The sequence below is a fragment of the Sphingomonas melonis genome (genome assembly GCF_013409985.1).
Classification (GTDB): Bacteria; Pseudomonadota; Alphaproteobacteria; order Sphingomonadales; family Sphingomonadaceae; genus Sphingomonas; species Sphingomonas melonis_A.
In genome coordinates this window covers 316,987-333,517 of the sequence record NZ_JACCBY010000002.1, presented here as the reverse complement: position 1 = coordinate 333,517, position 16,531 = coordinate 316,987, and the positions used below count along the sequence as shown (strand labels likewise).

The following is a 16,531-nucleotide window of genomic DNA, read 5'->3' as shown; positions in this document are numbered from 1 at the left end:
ATGGCGACGGTGGGCGGCGTGCTGGTCGGGATCGCCCGGCACGCGCGGCCCAAGGGGCCGATGGAGCTGCTGGAGGCGGTCGCGGTGACCGTCGAAGGCGGCCTCGACGGCGATTGCCGCGGGCGGGTCAAGCCCAATGGCCGCGGCCGGCGTCAGGTGACGATGATGGAGCGGCGCGACTGGGATGCGGCGATGGCCGAACTCGGCCAGGCGATACCGTGGCAGGAGCGGCGGGTGAACCTGCTGCTCGGCGGTATCGACATCCCGCAGGTGCCGGGAACCCGGATCCGGATCGGCGCGGTCGAGCTCGAGATCACCGTCGAATGCGATCCTTGCTTCCGGATGGAGGCGGTCGCGCCCGGCCTCGAAGCCGCGCTGACGCCCGACTGGCGGGGCGGCGCCTGTTCGCGAGTCAAGGTGGGCGGGCGGATCGCCATTGGCGATGCGGTGACGGTGATCCCGCCCAGCATCGTATAGCGCGCGTTGTTCCACCGTTCGCCCTGAGCTTGTCAAAGGGCATTGGGACTCACCGTACTTCGACAAGCTCGGTACGAACGGGTCCATAGTTCAAGAGATGAAGGAAGACGATGTGACCAAGGCCTTCAAGACGCTCGACGATATGGGTGAGATCAGCGGCAAGCGCGTGCTCGTCCGCGAGGATCTGAACGTGCCGATGGCGGATGGCGCGGTGACCGACGATACGCGGCTGCGCGCGACGCTGCCGACGGTCAGTGAACTCGCCGACCGCGGCGCGATCGTGCTGATCCTCGCCCATTACGGCCGGCCCAAGGGCGTGCCGAGCCCGGACATGTCGCTGGCGATGCTCGCCCGGCCCTATGGGAACGTCCTCGGCCGCCCGGTCCGCTACATCGATTGGGAGGGCGCCGACGAGGCGGTCGCGACGCTCCAGCCCGGTGACATCGCGATCCTGGAGAACACCCGCTTCTTCGGCGGCGAGGAGAAGAACGATCCCGCCGTCGTCGCGCGCTTCGCCAAGCTCGGCGACCTCTACGTCAACGACGCCTTCTCCGCCGCGCACCGCGCCCATGCCTCGACCGAGGGGCTGGCGCACGTCCTGCCCGCCTTCGCCGGCCGCGCAATGGAGGCCGAACTCGACGCGCTCGAAAAGGCGCTCGGCAAGCCCGAGCATCCCGTCGCGGCTGTGGTCGGCGGCGCCAAGGTCTCGACGAAGCTCGACGTGCTGAAGCATCTCGTCACCCGGGTCGATCATCTGATCATAGGCGGCGGCATGGCCAACACCTTCCTCGCCGCGCGCGGGGTCAATGTCGGCAAATCGCTGTGCGAGCACGATCTCACCGGGACGGCGGACGAGATCCTGGAGGCGGCGGACCGCGCCAACTGCACCGTTCACCTGCCGTATGACGTCGTGGTGGCAAAGGAATTCCGCGCCAATCCGCCGGTCCGCACGGTCAACGTCCACGAAGTCGCCGCCGACGAGATGATCCTCGATGTGGGGCCGAGCGCGGTCGAGGCGTTGGGCGACGTGCTCAAGAACTGCCGCACCCTGGTGTGGAACGGTCCGCTCGGCGCCTTCGAGACGCCGCCGTTCGATGTCGCCACCGTCAGCCTCGCGCGCACCGCCGCGGCACTGACGCAGGACGGCAGCCTCGTCTCTGTGGCGGGGGGCGGGGATACCGTCGCCGCGCTGAACCAGGCGCATGTCGCGGATCGCTTCACCTTCGTCTCGACCGCCGGCGGCGCCTTCCTCGAATGGATGGAAGGCAAGGACCTGCCCGGCGTCGCCGCGCTGATCGCCCGCTAGGCGGCTCCGCCCGCGCCCGGCTTATCGACCGACGAAGAGGCTCAGGCCCGTCGGCAGAATGGGCGAAGGGCGGGGCAATACGACAGGGCGCCGCTCAGGCGGGCGGCGCCTCTTTGAGCAGCGGCGTCAGGATCGTGTTGAGGTCGTCGAGATCGAACGCCGCCGCCTTGGCGTAGCGGACGATGCCCGCGCGATCGATGACGTAATTGGTCGGTACGGCGTTGCCGATCAATTCGTAATGGCCCTTGACCCGCTTGGTCGGCGTGATCGCCATCGCTGCGAACAGCGGCTTCATGAGCCTCGGCGGCACCGAATCCTCGGTCGTGACCGCGAAGACGCGCAGGCCATGCTGTTTCTGCAGCCGGTAATAACCATCGAGCAGCGGCAATTCGCGCCGGCATGGCACGCACCACGTCGCCCAGAAATTGAGCACCACCACCTGACCGCGCAGATCGGCCAGCCTGACCTTGCTGCCGTCCATCAGCGTCAGCTCGAAGTCGGGCGCCGGCTTGCCGATGATGCTCGACGGCCGCGCGGCGTCGGCTGCGACGGCCGGCGTCAGCGACAGCACCGCGGCAAGGGCGAGATGGATTAGGCGCATGATGATCGTCCCCGCCGCGGGTTGATCACGACCCGCCGGTGAGCGTCAATATCGCCCACCTAAGCGGTTGATCGCACGGCCTGTCGCCGCTATGTTTAACGCGTTTAACAGGCAGGTGGCATGCTCGGCGTACGACTCGACACGGAATTGGAAGAGCGGCTCGCCGCGGTCGCGCGCACCCAGGGGCGCAGCAAGAGCGATATCGCACGCGAGGCGGTGCGCCGCTACGTCGATCTCCACGACGAAGCCTATCGCCGCGAGGCGCGCCGCCAGTCGACCCGCGCCTCCGCCCGCGCCTCGATCGAGGACAGCGTGTTCTGGCAGGATGCCGCGGCGTGGAGATAGCGCACGGCGCCATCGTGCTGGTCGATGGACCCGCCGGTGAACCGCAGCGCCCGTGCGTCGTTGTCCAGTCCGACCTGTTCAATGCGACGCATGCGACGATCACCGTCTGCCCGCTGACCAACGTCATTGGCGGCGAGGCCTTGTTCCGGGTGGTGATGTCGCCGCGTGAGCACAACGGCCTGACCGCCGAATGCGAGGTGCAGATCGACCGTATCTCCAGTGTCGCCCGCGAGCGGATCACCACCGTGATCGGCCATGCCAGTCCCACCCGTATGGAGCAGATCGACCAGGCGCTGCGCCGCTGGCTGATGCTCTGACCCTATCCGACCCAAGGAGCCGACCCATGACCACCACCGTCACGCCCGCCGTCAAGGCGATCCTCGACAAATATGAAGCGACCAGCCCCGCGGTAAAGGCGAACCTCGCCCGCATCCTGATGCAGGGCAAGCTGGGCGGCACCGGCAAGCTGGTGATCCTGCCCGTCGACCAGGGCTTCGAGCACGGTCCGGCGCGCTCCTTCGCGGTCAACCCGCCCGCCTACGATCCCCATTACCATTATCAGATCGCGATCGACGCGGGCCTGTCCGCCTATGCCGCACCGCTCGGGCCGCTCGAGGCGGGCGCGGACACCTTCGCCGGCCAGATCCCGACGATCCTCAAGGTAAACAGCTCGAACAGCTGGGCGACCAGCATCGACCAGGCAGTGACCGCCAGCGTCTCGGACGCGCTGCGCCTCGGCTGCGCGGCGATCGGCTTCACCATCTATCCTGGCTCCGACGGCATCTTCGAGCAGATGGAAGAGATCCGCGAACTCAGCGAGGAGGCCAAGTCGGTCGGCATCGCCACCGTCATCTGGAGCTATCCGCGCGGCGGCAAGCTCAGCAAGGACGGCGAGCTGGCGCTCGACGTCGGCGCCTATGCCGCGCACATGGCGGCGTTGCTCGGCGCGCACATCATCAAGGTGAAGCTGCCGTCGGCGCATATCGAGCAGGAAGAGGCCAAGCGCGTCTATGAGGGCACCGACTGGTCCAACCAGGCCGATCGCGTCCGCCACGTCGTCCAGGCGAGCTTCGCCGGTCGCCGCATCGTCGTCTTCTCGGGTGGTGCCGCCAAGGGCGCCGACGCGGTCTACCAGGACGCGCGCGACATTCTGGCGGGCGGCGGCAACGGCTCGATCATCGGCCGCAACACCTTCCAGCGCAGCCGCGAGGACGCGCTCGACATGCTCGGCAAGCTGATCGCCATCTATCGCGGCGAAGCGGCCTGATGTGATGGACGGCGCGACGCCGCGGCCGGACATCGTTCCACCGGGCGTCGCGCCGCCGATCCTGCCGCTCCGCTTCTCCTATCATCGGGCGGTCGCGCCTCTGGTATGGGCGCTCGTGGCCGTCGGGGTGGTCGAGCTGGCGGTGACGCATCTGCTGGTCGCGCTGTGGCATCCCGCCGCGGCGGTGCTCGTGTCGCTGTTGACGCTCGGCGGTCTGCTGTGGCTGATCCGGGCGGTGCTGATGATGAAGCACCGGCCGGCGTTGCTGGACCGCGAGCGGCTGGTGATGCAGGTCGGCACGATCCGGCGTGTCGCAATCCCGCTTCGCAACATCGCCGGATTGCGGCCGTCGATCGACTCGAGCGCGATGAAGCAACGTTCGGTGCTCAACCTCGCGCTCCTCGCTTATCCCAATCTGGTCGTTGATCTCGTCACGCCCTTGCCCGGCCGGCGCAACGTCACGACGATCGCGCACCGGCTCGATGATCCGGCGGCTTTCGTCGCGGCGTGGAAGGCGCTAGGCGCTGGCGGATGACCGAAGACGATCCGCTTGGCCCCCTCGACCCCGATTTCGCTGCAAACTTCCAGCGCAACGACCGCCGGCCGCCGTGCCAGCTGTATCTGATCTCGCCGCTCGACGTGACCGGTGGCTTTCCCGACCGGCTGGCGCGCGCGCTCGACGCGGGGCCGGTTGCCGCCTTCCAGTTTCGCGTCAAGGACGTCGACCAGCATGTCGCCGCCAAGCTCGCCGAGCCGTTGCAGCGTATCTGCGCCGACCGGGAGGTCGCCTTCATCGTCAATGACAGTATCGCGCTCGCCAAGCGGCTCGGTGCCGATGGCGTGCATCTGGGCCAGGAGGACGGCGACCCACGCGAGGCACGCGACGCGCTCGGTCCGACGGTGCAGATCGGCGTGACCTGCCACGACAGCCGGCATCTCGCGATGGAAGCGGGCGAAGGCGGCGCGGACTATGTCGCCTTCGGCGCCTTCTACCCGACGACGACCAAGGCGGTCGAGCATCATCCGGACCCCTCGATCCTGTCGTGGTGGGCGTCGATGTTCGAGCTGCCGAGCGTCGCGATCGGCGGCATCACGCCGGTCAACGCGCCGCCGCTGATCGCGGCCGGCGCGGACTTTCTCGCGGTGTCCGGCGCAATATGGGCCGGCGACGAGGCGGCCGCGGTGCGCGCGTTCGCCGGAGTGCTCGGCTGACGTCGCCGATGACGCCGGAGCGTCTGCGCCGTTCGTTCGTCCCGAGCTTTTCGAAGGGCAGGTGAGCGTGCCGGTGCGTCGGCGGACGACTGACGGCAGGGCCGGTCCACAGGTTCGTCCCGCCTGCATTCCCCGCACAAAAATGCCGCCCACGAAACCACATGCGCTGCGATCCGTTTGATCCACCAGCGTAACGGTTAAAGGGAACGGCGATATGAAGATGGTTCTGGCAACGGCGCTGCTCGCGGGCGCCTCGCTCGCCGCTCCGACGATCGCGCAGCAGGCGACGGTCCAGTCGGCGGCACCGACCGTCGACCGCAACATCCTCCACGTACAGGTGATCCTCGATTCGCTCGGCTTCGGTCCGGGCGTACTCGACGGCAAGGGCGGCCAGTCGCTCACCGCCGCGCTCAAGGGCTTCCAGGAGGCGAAGGGGCTGCCGCGCACCGGCAAGCCCGATGCGGCGACGCTGCAGGCTTTGTACCCCTATCGCGCCAAGCGCCCGACGACGCGCTTCGTGCTGACCCGCGAGGCGCTCGCCGGGCCGTACTATAATCCGCTGCCGAAGGATTATGGCGAGCAGGCCAAGCTGCCCAGCCTCGGCTATGCGACGCCGATGGAGAAGCTGGCGGAGATGTTCCACACCCAGCCCGCCGTCTTGATCGCGCTCAACTCGCCCGACACGCGGCTCAAGGTCGGCAATGCGATCATCGTGCCCAACGCACTGCCCGCCAGCCGCGCCTATGATCCCAAGCTGCCCGATCACTGGCGCCAGACCCTCAACATGCTCAACGTCGATGCCAACCAGCCGGTCGCCGACCATATCGTCGTCGACAAGTCGGAGAAGGTGCTCCGCGTCCTCGACAAGGACGACAAGCTGATCGCGCAGTTCAGCGCGACGATGGGCTCCGAACACGATCCGCTGCCGCTGGGCACGTGGAAGATCTATGGTGCGGACTATAATCCCAAGTTCCACTATAATCCGGCGCTGTTCTGGGACGCCAAGAAGGGCGACCAAAAGGAGATGCTGCCGCCGGGGCCGAATGGTCCGGTCGGCGTCGTCTGGCTCGACCTGTCGAAGGAGCATTACGGCATCCACGGCACGCCGCATCCCGAGCTGATCGGCCGCACCGAGAGCCACGGCTGCATCCGCCTGACCAACTGGGACGTGGCGCGTCTGGCGCAGATGGTGAAGCCGGGGACCAAGGCGGTGTTCCAGGCGTGAAGCCGGGGAAAGAAAGCCAATTCCCTGCTCGCGCAACCGGAGAGGGGGACTGCCGGCCGATGGCCGGTGGTGGAGAGAGGGTCTACGCATACGGCCAGTTTCGCCGCATCCTCCCCCTCCGGCACGCCTTCGGCGCGCCACAGTGCCGGGCCGGTCATGCTCCCGGCATGACCTTGAACGACCGGGGGCCGTTCAACTCGGCACTCCCTGGCGGGGGAGGAATGTGGCTTCGCGCGCCGGCGATGAGCCCGCGCCTATGACCCGGCTCGGCTGGATCATCCTCGCCTTCGTCGTCCTGCTCGGCGCTGGCTTTGCGGCGCTGACCAGTTTCGGCACCGCCCCGCGCTCCGCCGCGCCGCGCGCCGACATCGCGGTCCGCGAGCCTGATAGGCGCGACGACGCGCCGCTCGCCGTGCCCGTCGCCGGCGTCCGCCGCGAGGCGATCGTCGACAGCTGGATGGACCCGCGCGGCGGTGGCAGCCGCGGGCATCACGGTACCGATATTCCCGCTGCCGCCGGTACGCCGGTGATCGCGGCCGCCGACGGTACCGTCGAGAAGCTGTTCCAGTCGAACCTCGGCGGCACCACTGCCTATATCCGCTCGCCCGACCGCCGCTGGATCTATTATTATGCGCATCTCGCCGGCTACGCGCCGGGTCTGCGCGAGGGCCAGCCGATCAGGACCGGACAGGCGATCGGCTATGTCGGCGATACCGGCGATGCCGGGGCCGGCAACTTCCATCTCCATTTCGGCCTGCAACGGATGCAGCCGGGCGAGCGCTGGTACCAGGGCGAGGACGTCAATCCCTTCCCCATGCTTGCCGCCCGCGCGCGGGGGCGGTAAAGGGGCGCCACCGGGCGTGCGTCAGCCGCGCGCCTATCTCGCTCTTTCCAGTAGGTTCAGATCCATGAAGATCAGCGGCGTGGACATCCGTCCCGGCAACATCATCGAATATGAGGGCGGCATCTGGCGCGCCGTCAAGATCCAGCACACGCAGCCCGGCAAGGGCGGTGCGTATATGCAGGTCGAGATGAAGAACCTGATCGACGGGCGCAAGAACAACGTCCGCTTCCGCTCCGCCGAGACGGTCGAGCGCGTCCGCCTCGACACCAAGGACTTCCAGTTCCTGTTCCGCGACGGCGATGCGCTGACGTTCATGGACAAGGACAATTACGAGCAGATCACGCTCGACGCCGGCATCCTCGGCGATGCCGCCGCCTTCCTGCAGGACGGCATGGACGTGGTGCTCGAACTCTATGACGAAAAGCCGATCTCGGTCGAACTGCCGAGCACGATCGAGGCGATGATCGTCGAGGCCGATGCCGTCGTGAAGGGGCAGACCGCTTCGTCGAGCTACAAGCCCGCGATCCTCGACAATGGCGTGCGCGTTATGGTCCCGCCGCATATCGGCGCGGGCACGCGCATTGTCGTCGACGTCTACGAACAGACCTACGTCCGCCGCGCGGATTGACCTGCTGAAAGCCCCTCCCCTTCAGGGGAGGGGTTGGGGTGGGACAGTGGGGCATATTCCGCCCAGGTCCTCATCCCGGATTTCCCCACCCCAACCCCTCCCCTGAAGGGGAGGGGCTAGAAAGCCTGCCATGCCCTCCCATTCCGGCCTCTTCACCGTCATCGAGCGTGCCGCCCGCAAGGCCGGCACGGCGCTGCGCCGCGACTTCAACGAGGTCCAACACCTGCAGGTCAGCCGCAAGGGGCCGGCCGACTTCGTGTCGATCGCCGACAAGCGCGCCGAACAGACGCTGTTCGACGAGCTGCGCCGCGCCCGTCCCGACTGGGGCTTCCTGATGGAAGAGGGGGGTGAGGTCGCGGGCGATCCCGACAAGCCGCGCTTCATCATCGATCCGCTCGACGGCACCTCGAACTTCCTCCACGGCATCCCGCATTTCGCCATCTCGATCGCGGTCGAGGAGCCGACCCCGTCGGGCAAGCGCGAGATCACGACCGGTCTCGTCTATCAGCCGCTGACCGACGAAAGCTTCTGGGCCGAGAAAGGCCGCGGCGCCTGGCTTACCGACCAGCGGTTGCGCGTATCGGCGCGCCGCGACCTGTCGGAGGCGCTGATCGCGACCGGCATCCCGTTCCTCGGCCACGGCGATTTCGTCCAGTGGAGCCGCATCTTCGGTGCGATCGCACCGGAAGTCGCCGGCATCCGCCGCTTCGGTGCCGCCGCGCTCGATCTCGCCTGGGTCGCGGCCGGCCGCTTCGATGGCTATTGGGAATCGGGCCTCAAGCCGTGGGATACGGCGGCCGGCATGCTGCTCGTCAAGGAGGCCGGCGGCTATGTCACCGATTTCCGCGGGGCCGACAAGGCGATGGAGCGCAACGAGTTCCTTGCTGCCAACGACGGTCTCCACGTCAAGCTGCACAAGCTGGTCGCGGGCGCGCTGCGCTAGGGCCGGCTCGTCGTTCCGTCAGCGAACTGTGAAACGTCCTCCCCTGGCGGGCAGGGCTGTCGCATATGGACGCTCCTGCGAGCCTGCATCTTCCAAGTCCACCCCGTCACCCAGGACTTGGTCCGGGGTCCACCTTGCGGCGAGGAGAAAGGCTTGATTCGTCACCATTCTCTCGCGGCCCGGTAGATCCCGCACCAAGTCCGGGGTGACGAATTCGATAGGGAAACCGATCGAGCCTCATGACCGCAGCCATATGCGATAGCCATGCCCAGGCGGGGGCGGAATGACGTGCTGACGCTGAACGCTGCCACCAATTGAGAGTGATTCTCACACCCTTCGCGGCCTTGCCCGTGCCCGTCCACGGGCCTAAAGCGACCCCCACATCCTTCGCACCTGCGAGAACCCCATTGGTCGATCTGTCGCAATATCTGCCTATCCTGCTGTTCCTGGGTGTCGCCCTGGCGCTGTCGAGCACCTTCGTGTTCCTGCCCATGGTCGTCGCCCGACTGACCGGCACCAACAAGCCCAACGAGCAGAAGCTGTCGGAATACGAATGCGGCTTCCCCGCCTTCGAGGACCCGCGCAGCCAGTTCGACGTGCGATTTTATCTGATTGCCATCCTGTTCATCATCTTCGATCTCGAAGCCGCCTTCCTATATCCTTGGGCAGTATCGGTTTTCAGCATCGGCTGGACCGCATGGATCTCCATGATGATCTTCATCGGCGAGCTTGCCCTGGGCCTCGTCTATGCCTGGAAAAAGGGAGCGTTGGATTGGGAATGACCCCTATGTCCGGACCTGTCGAACTCGAACGCCCGGCGACCGCCACGTCGCTGGTGCCGCCCGATCAGGGCTTCTTCGACAGCCTCAACGGCGAACTGAACGACAAGGGTTTCCTCGTCACCTCGACGGAGGAGCTGTTTCAGTGGGCGCGTACCGGCTCGCTGTGGTGGATGACGTTCGGCCTTGCCTGCTGCGCGGTCGAGATGATCCACGTCAACATGCCGCGCTACGATCTCGAGCGGTTCGGTGCCGCGCCCCGCGCATCGCCGCGCCAGTCGGACGTGATGATCGTCGCGGGGACGCTGTGCAACAAGATGGCGCCGGCGCTGCGCAAGGTCTACGACCAGATGTCGGAGCCGAAGTACGTCGTCTCGATGGGCAGCTGCGCCAACGGCGGCGGCTATTACCATTACAGCTATTCGGTGGTGCGCGGCTGTGACCGCGTCGTGCCGGTGGACATCTATGTCCCCGGATGCCCGCCGACCGCCGAGGCGCTGCTATACGGGATCATGCAATTGCAGCGTAAGATTCGCCGTCAGAGGAGCATCGAACGGTGAGGGCGCCTGCTCCTGCCTGGGCTGCCGACCTCAACGGCGAGACGATCGAGATCGTCCGCGCGACGCTCGGCTCTGCGCTGCTCGATGCGGTCGATCAGGTCGGCGAGGTCGCGCTCTACGTCGAACGCACCGCGATCGTCGATGCGCTGACCAAGCTGCGCGACACGCCCGGCCTGGAATATCAACAGCTGATGGAGATCGCCGGTGTCGACTATCCGGATCGCGCCGAGCGGTTCGAGGTCGTCTATTGCCTGCTGTCGCTGACCCGCAACCACCGCCTGCACGTCCATGTCGCCACCGACGACGTCAAGCCGGTGCCGTCGGTGACCGGCATCTGGCCGGTCGCGGGCTGGCTCGAGCGCGAAGTGTACGACATGTATGGCGTGCTGTTCACCGGCAACGCCGATCTGCGGCGTATCCTGACCGATTACGGCTTCCGCGGCCACCCGCAGCGCAAGGACTTCCCGCTCTCGGGCTTCGTCGAGATGCGCTATTCGGAAGAAGCCAAGCGGGTGATCTACGAGCCGGTCAAGCTGGCGCAGGATTTCCGCAACTTCGACTTCCAGAGCCCCTGGGAGGGCGCGGCCTATGTGCTGCCCGGCGACGAGAAGGGCATGCTGCCCGAGGCCAAGGGCGCACCGACGCCGCTGAAGGCGGACGACATCGCCAAGGCCGATGCCGCGCGCTCGCCGACGCAGTCGCCGAAGGCGGGCAGTGAGCCCTATGCCAAGAATGACTCGACCGGTACCGCCAACACCGGCGCTGGCGATGCCGGCCCCGGCAATGCGCGGCAGGACAAGCCCAAGGACTCGGACGTCGTGCCGACCAAGGGCGGAGGACAGAATCAGTGAGCCAGGACCCGCACCTCGCGCCCGCCACCACCACGGTCGATCCCTATGTCGACGAGCTGATGCACGCCACCAGCCCGGCGCATCCGACCGAGGGTGACGTCACGATCCAGAACTATACGATCAACTTCGGTCCCCAGCACCCCGCCGCGCACGGCGTGTTGCGGCTGGTGATGGAGCTGGACGGCGAGATCATCGAGCGGATCGATCCGCACGTCGGCCTGCTGCATCGCGGCACCGAAAAGCTGATCGAGTACAAGACCTACGCGCAGGCGATCCCCTATTTCGATCGCCTCGATTATTGCTCGCCGATGTGCATGGAGCACACGTTCGTGCTCGCGATCGAGAAGCTGCTCGATATCGAGGTGCCGCTGCGCGCCCAGTATCTGCGCGTCTTCTTCGCCGAACTGACCCGCATTTCGAACCACATGCTCAACCTCGGGTCGCACGTCATGGACGTCGGCGCGATGACGCCGAACCTGTGGATGTTCGAGATCCGCGAGGATTGCTACAACTTCCTCGAGCGTGCCTCGGGCGCGCGGATGCACCACAATTACATGCGGCCGGGCGGGGTCCACCAGGACGTGCCGCTCAAGCTGCTCACCGACATCGCCGACTGGCTCGACACGCGCCTGCCGCGCCTGTTCGAGGATGCGATCAGCCTCGTCGCCGACAACCGCATCTTCAAGCAGCGCAACGTCGATATCGCGACGGTGAGCCGCGAGGATGCCATCGCATGGGGCTTCTCGGGGCCGATGATCCGCGCCGCGGGCATCCCCTGGGATTTGCGCAAGTCGCAGCCTTACGACGTTTATGACCGGATGGAGTTCGACATCCCCGTCGGCACCCGCGGTGATTGCTACGATCGCTTCATGGTGCGCGTGGAGGAGGTCCGCCAGTCGGCGCGGATCATGAAGCAGTGCCTGCGCGACATGCCGGAGGGGCCGATCGCCTCGACCGATCGCAAGGTGGTGCCGCCCAAGCGCGCCGAGATGAAACAGTCGATGGAAGCGCTGATCCATCACTTCAAGCTGTACACCGAGGGCTATCACGTCCCCGCCGGCGAAGTGTATGTCGCGACCGAGAGCCCGAAGGGCGAGTTCGGCGTGTTCCTCGTCTCCGACGGCTCGAACAAGCCCTATCGCTGCAAGATCCGGCCGACCGCGTTCAGCCATCTCCAGGCGATGGACTTCATGAGCCGCGGCCACATGCTGGCCGACACCACCGCGATCCTTGGCGCGATGGATATCGTGTTCGGCGAGTGCGACCGGTGACCGACAATGTTGAAAACCTGATCCTCGAGCGGCTGCGCCGTATCGACGATCGTCTCGCCCATATTGAAGGCGACATGCATGACATCAAGTTGCGCATGACCGTCACCGAAGAGCATTTGGATAACATGGTATTGTCGATGTCGGGTTTGAACGCCCGCATGGATCGCTTTGACGAGCGACTGACCCGTGTGGAGCGCCGCATGGAATTGCGGGGTGGAGAATAATGGCTGAAGCACCGCAGATCCCTGACGAAGCCGAAACCCGCGCCCGCTGGGGCGGCTTCGCTTGGAACGAAGAGAACCAGAAGAAGGCGAACGAAATCCTCGCGCGCTACCCCAAGGGCCGTGAGCAGTCCGCGTCGATCCCGTTCCTCGACCTTGCGCAGCGTCAGGTCGGGGCGGAGACGCAGACGCAGGGCTGGCTGCCTGTGCCGGTGATCGAGTTCGTCGCGCGCCAGATCGGCGTGCCGTACATGCGGGTGTTCGAGGTCGCGACCTTCTACACGATGTTCAACCTCGCGCCGGTCGGCCGCTATCACGTCCAGGTCTGCGGCACGACACCGTGCATGCTGCGCGGGTCGGATGATGTGCTGGCGGCGTGCAAGAACCGCGGGCTGGTCAAGGGCGGGACGACGCCGGACGGCATGTTCACGCTGACCGAGGTCGAGTGCCTGGGCACTTGCGCCAACGCGCCGATGGTCCAGATCAACGACGACAATTACGAAGACCTCGATTACGACCGCACCGTCGCGGTGCTCGAAGCGCTCGCCAATGGCGAGACGCCCAAGGCCGGGTCGACGATCGGTCGCCAGACCAGCTGCCCCGAAGGCGGCCCGACGACGCTGACCGCGATGGTCGACGCCAACCACGATTATCGGAGCGAGTGGGCCTGATGCTGGCTGACAAGGACCGCATCTTCACCAACGTCTACGGGTTCCAGCCTTGGAACCTCGACGCGGCGCTGAAGCGTGGCGACTGGGACAACACCAAGGCGCTGATGGCGCTCGGCCAGGACGCGATCATCGACGTCATCAAGGCAAGCGGGCTGCGCGGCCGTGGCGGCGCGGGCTTCCCGACCGGCACCAAATGGTCGTTCATGCCCAAGGAGCCCAAGCCCGACCGGCCGAACTTCCTCGTCATCAACGCCGACGAATCCGAGCCCGGTTCGTGCAAGGACCGCGAGATCATCCGCCACGATCCGCACAAGCTGATCGAGGGCGCGCTGATCGCCGGCTATGCGATGCGCGCGCGTGCCGCCTACATCTACATTCGCGGCGAATATATCCGCGAGGCCGAGACGCTATTCGCGGCGGTCGCCGAGGCGTATGACAAGGGCCTGATCGGCAAGAACGCCAGCGGCTCGGGCTATGACTTCGACGTCTTCGTCCACCGCGGCGCCGGCGCCTATATCTGCGGCGAAGAGACCGCGATGCTCGAAAGCCTCGAGGGCAAGAAGGGCCAGCCGCGGCTCAAGCCGCCATTCCCGGCGGGTGCGGGCCTCTACGGCTGCCCGACGACGGTCAACAATGTCGAATCGATCGCGGTCGCACCGACGATCCTGCGTCGCGGCGCGTCGTGGTTCTCCAGCTTCGGCCGCGAGAACAACAAGGGCACCAAGCTCTACCAGATCAGCGGGCATGTGAATCGACCCTGCGTGGTTGAGGATGCGATGGGCCTGTCGTTCCGCGAACTGATCGAGACGCATTGCGGCGGTATCCGCGGCGGCTGGGACAATCTGCTGGCGGTGATCCCGGGAGGCTCGTCGGTGCCGCTGGTGCCGGCCAAGGACATCATCGATGCGCCGATGGACTTCGACGGCCTCAAGGCGGTCGGCTCGGGCCTCGGCACCGCGGCGGTGATCGTCATGGACAAGTCGACCGACATCGTCCGCGCGATCAGCCGTATCTCGTACTTCTACAAGCACGAGAGCTGCGGTCAGTGCACGCCGTGCCGCGAAGGCACCGGCTGGATGTGGCGCGTGATGGAGCGGCTGCGTACCGGCGACGCCGACGTCGCCGAGATCGATACGCTGCACCAGGTCACCAAGCAGGTCGAGGGTCACACGATCTGCGCGCTCGGCGATGCCGCGGCATGGCCGATCCAGGGTCTCATCCGTCACTTCCGCCCCGAGCTGGAGCGCCGGATCAACGAACGTAGCGGCGGCGACATGACGCCGATGCAGGAAGCTGCCGAATAATGCCGAAGCTGAAAGTAGACGGGATCGAGGTCGAGGTGCCGCAGGGCGCGACGGTCCTCCAGGCATGCGAAGCCGCGGGCAAGGAAATCCCGCGCTTCTGCTACCATGAGCGGCTGTCGATCGCCGGCAATTGCCGCATGTGCCTCGTCGAGGTGAAGCCGGGGCCGCCCAAGCCCCAGGCCTCGTGCGCATTGCCCGCCGCGGATAATCAGGAAGTGTTTACGACCACGCCGATGGTGAAGAACGCCCGCGAGGGCGTGATGGAATTCCTGCTGATCAACCATCCGCTCGACTGCCCGATCTGCGATCAGGGCGGCGAATGCGATCTGCAGGACCAGTCGGTCGCCTATGGCAAGGGCCATAGCCGCTACACCGAGAACAAGCGGGCGGTGACCGAGAAATACATGGGTCCGATCGTCAAGACGATCATGACCCGCTGCATCCAGTGCACCCGCTGCGTCCGCTTCGCCGAAGAGGTCGCCGGGGTCGAGGAGATCGGCGCGATCTATCGCGGCGAGGACATGCAGATCACCAGCTATCTCGAGCAGGCGGTCACCAGCGAGCTGAGCGGCAACGTCGTCGATCTCTGCCCGGTCGGCGCGCTGACCTCGAAGCCCTATTCGTACGAAGCGCGGCCGTGGGAGCTCAAGAAGACGCTCACCATCGACGTGCAGGATGCGGTCGGCACCAACATCCGCCTCGACAGCCGCGGCCGTCAGGTGCTGCGCTGCGTCCCGCGCATCAACGAGGACGTCAACGAGGAATGGGCGCACGACAAGACGCGTCACCATGTCGACGGCCTCGTCCGTCGGCGTCTCGACCGTCCCTATGTGCGCCGTGAGGGCAAGCTCGCCCCGGTAAGCTGGGACGAGGCGTTCGCGGTCATCAAGACCAAGGTCGAGGCCGCCGGCGCGAACGTCGCGGCGGTGGCGGGCGATCTGGTCGACTGCGAGACGATGTACGCCGCCAAGGCGCTGCTCGCGAAGCTCGGGTCGTCGCTGCTCGAAGGGCGGCAGACGGGCATGGACTATGACACGTCGAGCCTCGCCGCGGTCAATTTCAACACCACGATCGCCGGCGTCGAAGAAGCCGATGCGATCCTGCTGGTCGGCACCAATCTGCGCTGGGAAGCGCCGCTGGTGAACACCCGCATCCGCAAGGCGATCAAAAAGGGCGCGAAGGTCTTCGCGATCGGGCCGGAAACCGAGCTGACCTACAAGGTCGAATGGCTGGGTGCCGACCTGTCGCTGCTCGGCAATCTGCCCGAGGCGGTCGCCAAGCTGTTCGGTGACGCGGCCAAGCCGATGGTCATCGTCGGCGGTGGCGCGATGAAGGGCGGCCATGCCGCGGCGCTTGCGTTTGCCAAGCAGTTCAACCTGGTCCGCGACGGCTGGAACGGCTTCAACGTCGTCCATATGGCGGCGAGCCGGATGGGCGGGCTGATGCTCGGCTATGCGCAGAAGGGCGGCATCGCCGATCTCTCGCAGGCGGCGGTGACCTTCTTCCTCGGCGCGGACGAGGTGGACTACACCAGGTTCGGCGGCTTCAAGGTCTATGTCGGCCATCACGGCGACACCGGCGCGCATCATGCCGACGTCATCCTGCCGGGCGTGACCTATGCCGAGAAGTCGGGCACCTGGGTCAATCTCGAAGGGCGCGTCCAGCGTGGCGAGCGCGCGGTGTTCGCCCCCGGCGACGCGCGCGAGGATTGGACGATCTTCCGCGCGCTGTCCGAAGTGCTCGGCGTAACGCTGCCCTTCGACAGCCTTGCCGGGCTGCGCGAAGCGATGGCGACCGAAGTGCCTGCGCTGCGCAACGTCGGCCAGCTCGCCGGCTATGACTGGAACCCGCCGGCGCTCGATGGCGCCGGGCAGGGGAGCCTCACCGGCTATCCGATCAAGGATTTCTATCTGACCAACGCCATCTGCCGCGCGTCCCCGACGATGCAGCGCTGTTCGGCCGAACTGGTCCATGGCGAGACGTTCGCGGAGGCGGCGGAGTGACCGAGTTTTTCAACACCACCGTC

At 66.4% G+C, this 16,531-nt stretch carries 20 protein-coding genes; 19 read left to right on the top strand and 1 reads right to left on the bottom strand.

The annotated features are described in order from the left end of the window. Positions 1-477 (top strand): MOSC domain-containing protein, encoded by a 477-nt coding sequence (locus tag HD841_RS08200; protein WP_179508401.1) that lies wholly within the window; start codon positions 1-3, stop codon positions 475-477. A 112-nt stretch (positions 478-589) separates the two neighbouring features. Continuing rightward, positions 590-1,783: a phosphoglycerate kinase gene (locus HD841_RS08195; protein WP_179508400.1), complete on the top strand. Its 1,194-nt coding sequence runs from the start codon at positions 590-592 to the stop codon at positions 1,781-1,783. A 94-nt stretch (positions 1,784-1,877) separates the two neighbouring features. Here the strand turns inward: HD841_RS08195 and HD841_RS08190 are convergent, their stop codons facing one another. Next, a complete protein-coding gene (locus HD841_RS08190) occupies positions 1,878-2,384 on the bottom strand; it encodes a TlpA family protein disulfide reductase (protein WP_179508399.1) in 507 nt (168 codons plus the stop codon). 120 nt (positions 2,385-2,504) lie between these two features. Between HD841_RS08190 and HD841_RS08185 the strand changes: the two genes are divergently transcribed. From HD841_RS08185 to nuoG, 17 genes are all read left to right on the top strand, one after another. Next, on the top strand, positions 2,505-2,729 hold the full coding sequence (locus HD841_RS08185) for a ribbon-helix-helix protein, CopG family (RefSeq protein ID WP_179508398.1): 225 nt from the start codon (positions 2,505-2,507) through the stop codon (positions 2,727-2,729). Continuing rightward, the gene (locus HD841_RS08180) at positions 2,720-3,046 is read left to right on the top strand and encodes a type II toxin-antitoxin system PemK/MazF family toxin (protein WP_373562964.1); all 327 of its coding nucleotides are present in this window, start codon (positions 2,720-2,722) and stop codon (positions 3,044-3,046) included. Before HD841_RS08185 ends, HD841_RS08180 begins: the two co-directional genes overlap by 10 nt. Positions 3,047-3,072: 26 nt before the next feature. Next, entirely contained in the window at positions 3,073-3,996 is a 924-nt protein-coding gene (locus HD841_RS08175) for a class I fructose-bisphosphate aldolase (protein ID WP_179508397.1), read from the top strand. 1 nt (position 3,997) lies between these two features. Continuing rightward, a complete protein-coding gene (locus HD841_RS08170) occupies positions 3,998-4,531 on the top strand; it encodes a hypothetical protein (protein WP_179508396.1) in 534 nt (177 codons plus the stop codon). After that, on the top strand, positions 4,528-5,208 hold the full coding sequence (gene thiE / locus HD841_RS08165; protein ID WP_179508395.1) for a thiamine phosphate synthase: 681 nt from the start codon (positions 4,528-4,530) through the stop codon (positions 5,206-5,208). Before HD841_RS08170 ends, thiE begins: the two co-directional genes overlap by 4 nt. 214 nt (positions 5,209-5,422) lie before the next feature. Continuing rightward, complete coding sequence (locus HD841_RS08160; protein ID WP_179508394.1) at positions 5,423-6,433, top strand: L,D-transpeptidase family protein; 1,011 nt, start codon at positions 5,423-5,425, stop codon at positions 6,431-6,433. A 256-nt stretch (positions 6,434-6,689) separates the two neighbouring features. After that, positions 6,690-7,277 (top strand): M23 family metallopeptidase, encoded by a 588-nt coding sequence (locus tag HD841_RS08155; RefSeq protein WP_179508393.1) that lies wholly within the window; start codon positions 6,690-6,692, stop codon positions 7,275-7,277. Positions 7,278-7,341: 64 nt separating this feature from the next. Next, positions 7,342-7,905, top strand: coding sequence for an elongation factor P (gene efp / locus HD841_RS08150; protein WP_037530700.1), 564 nt, complete (start codon positions 7,342-7,344; stop codon positions 7,903-7,905). A 130-nt stretch (positions 7,906-8,035) separates the two neighbouring features. Beyond that, positions 8,036-8,848, top strand: a complete 813-nt coding sequence (locus HD841_RS08145; protein ID WP_179508392.1) for an inositol monophosphatase family protein — start codon at positions 8,036-8,038, stop codon at positions 8,846-8,848. Between the two features lie 407 nt (positions 8,849-9,255). Continuing rightward, entirely contained in the window at positions 9,256-9,630 is a 375-nt protein-coding gene (locus HD841_RS08140; protein ID WP_038660330.1) for an NADH-quinone oxidoreductase subunit A, read from the top strand. 5 nt (positions 9,631-9,635) lie between these two features. Further along, complete coding sequence (locus tag HD841_RS08135; protein ID WP_179508391.1) at positions 9,636-10,187, top strand: NuoB/complex I 20 kDa subunit family protein; 552 nt, start codon at positions 9,636-9,638, stop codon at positions 10,185-10,187. Next, positions 10,184-11,038, top strand: coding sequence for an NADH-quinone oxidoreductase subunit C (locus tag HD841_RS08130; protein WP_179508390.1), 855 nt, complete (start codon positions 10,184-10,186; stop codon positions 11,036-11,038). Before HD841_RS08135 ends, HD841_RS08130 begins: the two co-directional genes overlap by 4 nt. A 59-nt stretch (positions 11,039-11,097) precedes the next feature. Next, positions 11,098-12,309: an NADH-quinone oxidoreductase subunit D gene (locus HD841_RS08125; RefSeq protein WP_179508817.1), complete on the top strand. Its 1,212-nt coding sequence runs from the start codon at positions 11,098-11,100 to the stop codon at positions 12,307-12,309. Further along, on the top strand, positions 12,306-12,533 hold the full coding sequence (locus HD841_RS08120) for a hypothetical protein (protein WP_179508389.1): 228 nt from the start codon (positions 12,306-12,308) through the stop codon (positions 12,531-12,533). The genes HD841_RS08125 and HD841_RS08120 overlap by 4 nt, the downstream gene beginning before the upstream one ends. Next, a complete protein-coding gene (locus tag HD841_RS08115; RefSeq protein ID WP_179508388.1) occupies positions 12,533-13,201 on the top strand; it encodes a complex I 24 kDa subunit family protein in 669 nt (222 codons plus the stop codon). The genes HD841_RS08120 and HD841_RS08115 overlap by 1 nt, the downstream gene beginning before the upstream one ends. Then, positions 13,201-14,505, top strand: coding sequence for an NADH-quinone oxidoreductase subunit NuoF (gene nuoF, locus HD841_RS08110; protein ID WP_179508387.1), 1,305 nt, complete (start codon positions 13,201-13,203; stop codon positions 14,503-14,505). The genes HD841_RS08115 and nuoF overlap by 1 nt, the downstream gene beginning before the upstream one ends. After that, complete coding sequence (nuoG, locus tag HD841_RS08105) at positions 14,505-16,508, top strand: NADH-quinone oxidoreductase subunit NuoG (protein WP_179508386.1); 2,004 nt, start codon at positions 14,505-14,507, stop codon at positions 16,506-16,508. Before nuoF ends, nuoG begins: the two co-directional genes overlap by 1 nt. Positions 16,509-16,531 lie beyond the last annotated feature (23 nt).

Excerpts from the sequence above, each read along its gene's own strand:
- HD841_RS08155 (WP_179508393.1), top strand. The coding sequence starts at position 6,690 with ATGACCCGGCTCGGCTGGATCATCCTCGCCTTCGTCGTCCTGCTCGGC.
- efp (WP_037530700.1), top strand. The coding sequence starts at position 7,342 with ATGAAGATCAGCGGCGTGGACATCCGTCCCGGCAACATCATCGAATAT.
- HD841_RS08190 (WP_179508399.1), bottom strand. The coding sequence starts at position 2,384 with ATGCGCCTAATCCATCTCGCCCTTGCCGCGGTGCTGTCGCTGACGCCG.
- HD841_RS08200 (WP_179508401.1), top strand. The coding sequence starts at position 1 with ATGGCGACGGTGGGCGGCGTGCTGGTCGGGATCGCCCGGCACGCGCGG.
- HD841_RS08145 (WP_179508392.1), top strand. The coding sequence starts at position 8,036 with ATGCCCTCCCATTCCGGCCTCTTCACCGTCATCGAGCGTGCCGCCCGC.
- HD841_RS08175 (WP_179508397.1), top strand. The coding sequence starts at position 3,073 with ATGACCACCACCGTCACGCCCGCCGTCAAGGCGATCCTCGACAAATAT.
- HD841_RS08125 (WP_179508817.1), top strand. The coding sequence starts at position 11,098 with ATGCACGCCACCAGCCCGGCGCATCCGACCGAGGGTGACGTCACGATC.
- HD841_RS08135 (WP_179508391.1), top strand. The coding sequence starts at position 9,636 with ATGTCCGGACCTGTCGAACTCGAACGCCCGGCGACCGCCACGTCGCTG.
- HD841_RS08115 (WP_179508388.1), top strand. The coding sequence starts at position 12,533 with ATGGCTGAAGCACCGCAGATCCCTGACGAAGCCGAAACCCGCGCCCGC.
- thiE (WP_179508395.1), top strand. The coding sequence starts at position 4,528 with ATGACCGAAGACGATCCGCTTGGCCCCCTCGACCCCGATTTCGCTGCA.
- nuoF (WP_179508387.1), top strand. The coding sequence starts at position 13,201 with ATGCTGGCTGACAAGGACCGCATCTTCACCAACGTCTACGGGTTCCAG.
- nuoG (WP_179508386.1), top strand. The coding sequence starts at position 14,505 with ATGCCGAAGCTGAAAGTAGACGGGATCGAGGTCGAGGTGCCGCAGGGC.
- HD841_RS08185 (WP_179508398.1), top strand. The coding sequence starts at position 2,505 with ATGCTCGGCGTACGACTCGACACGGAATTGGAAGAGCGGCTCGCCGCG.
- HD841_RS08160 (WP_179508394.1), top strand. The coding sequence starts at position 5,423 with ATGAAGATGGTTCTGGCAACGGCGCTGCTCGCGGGCGCCTCGCTCGCC.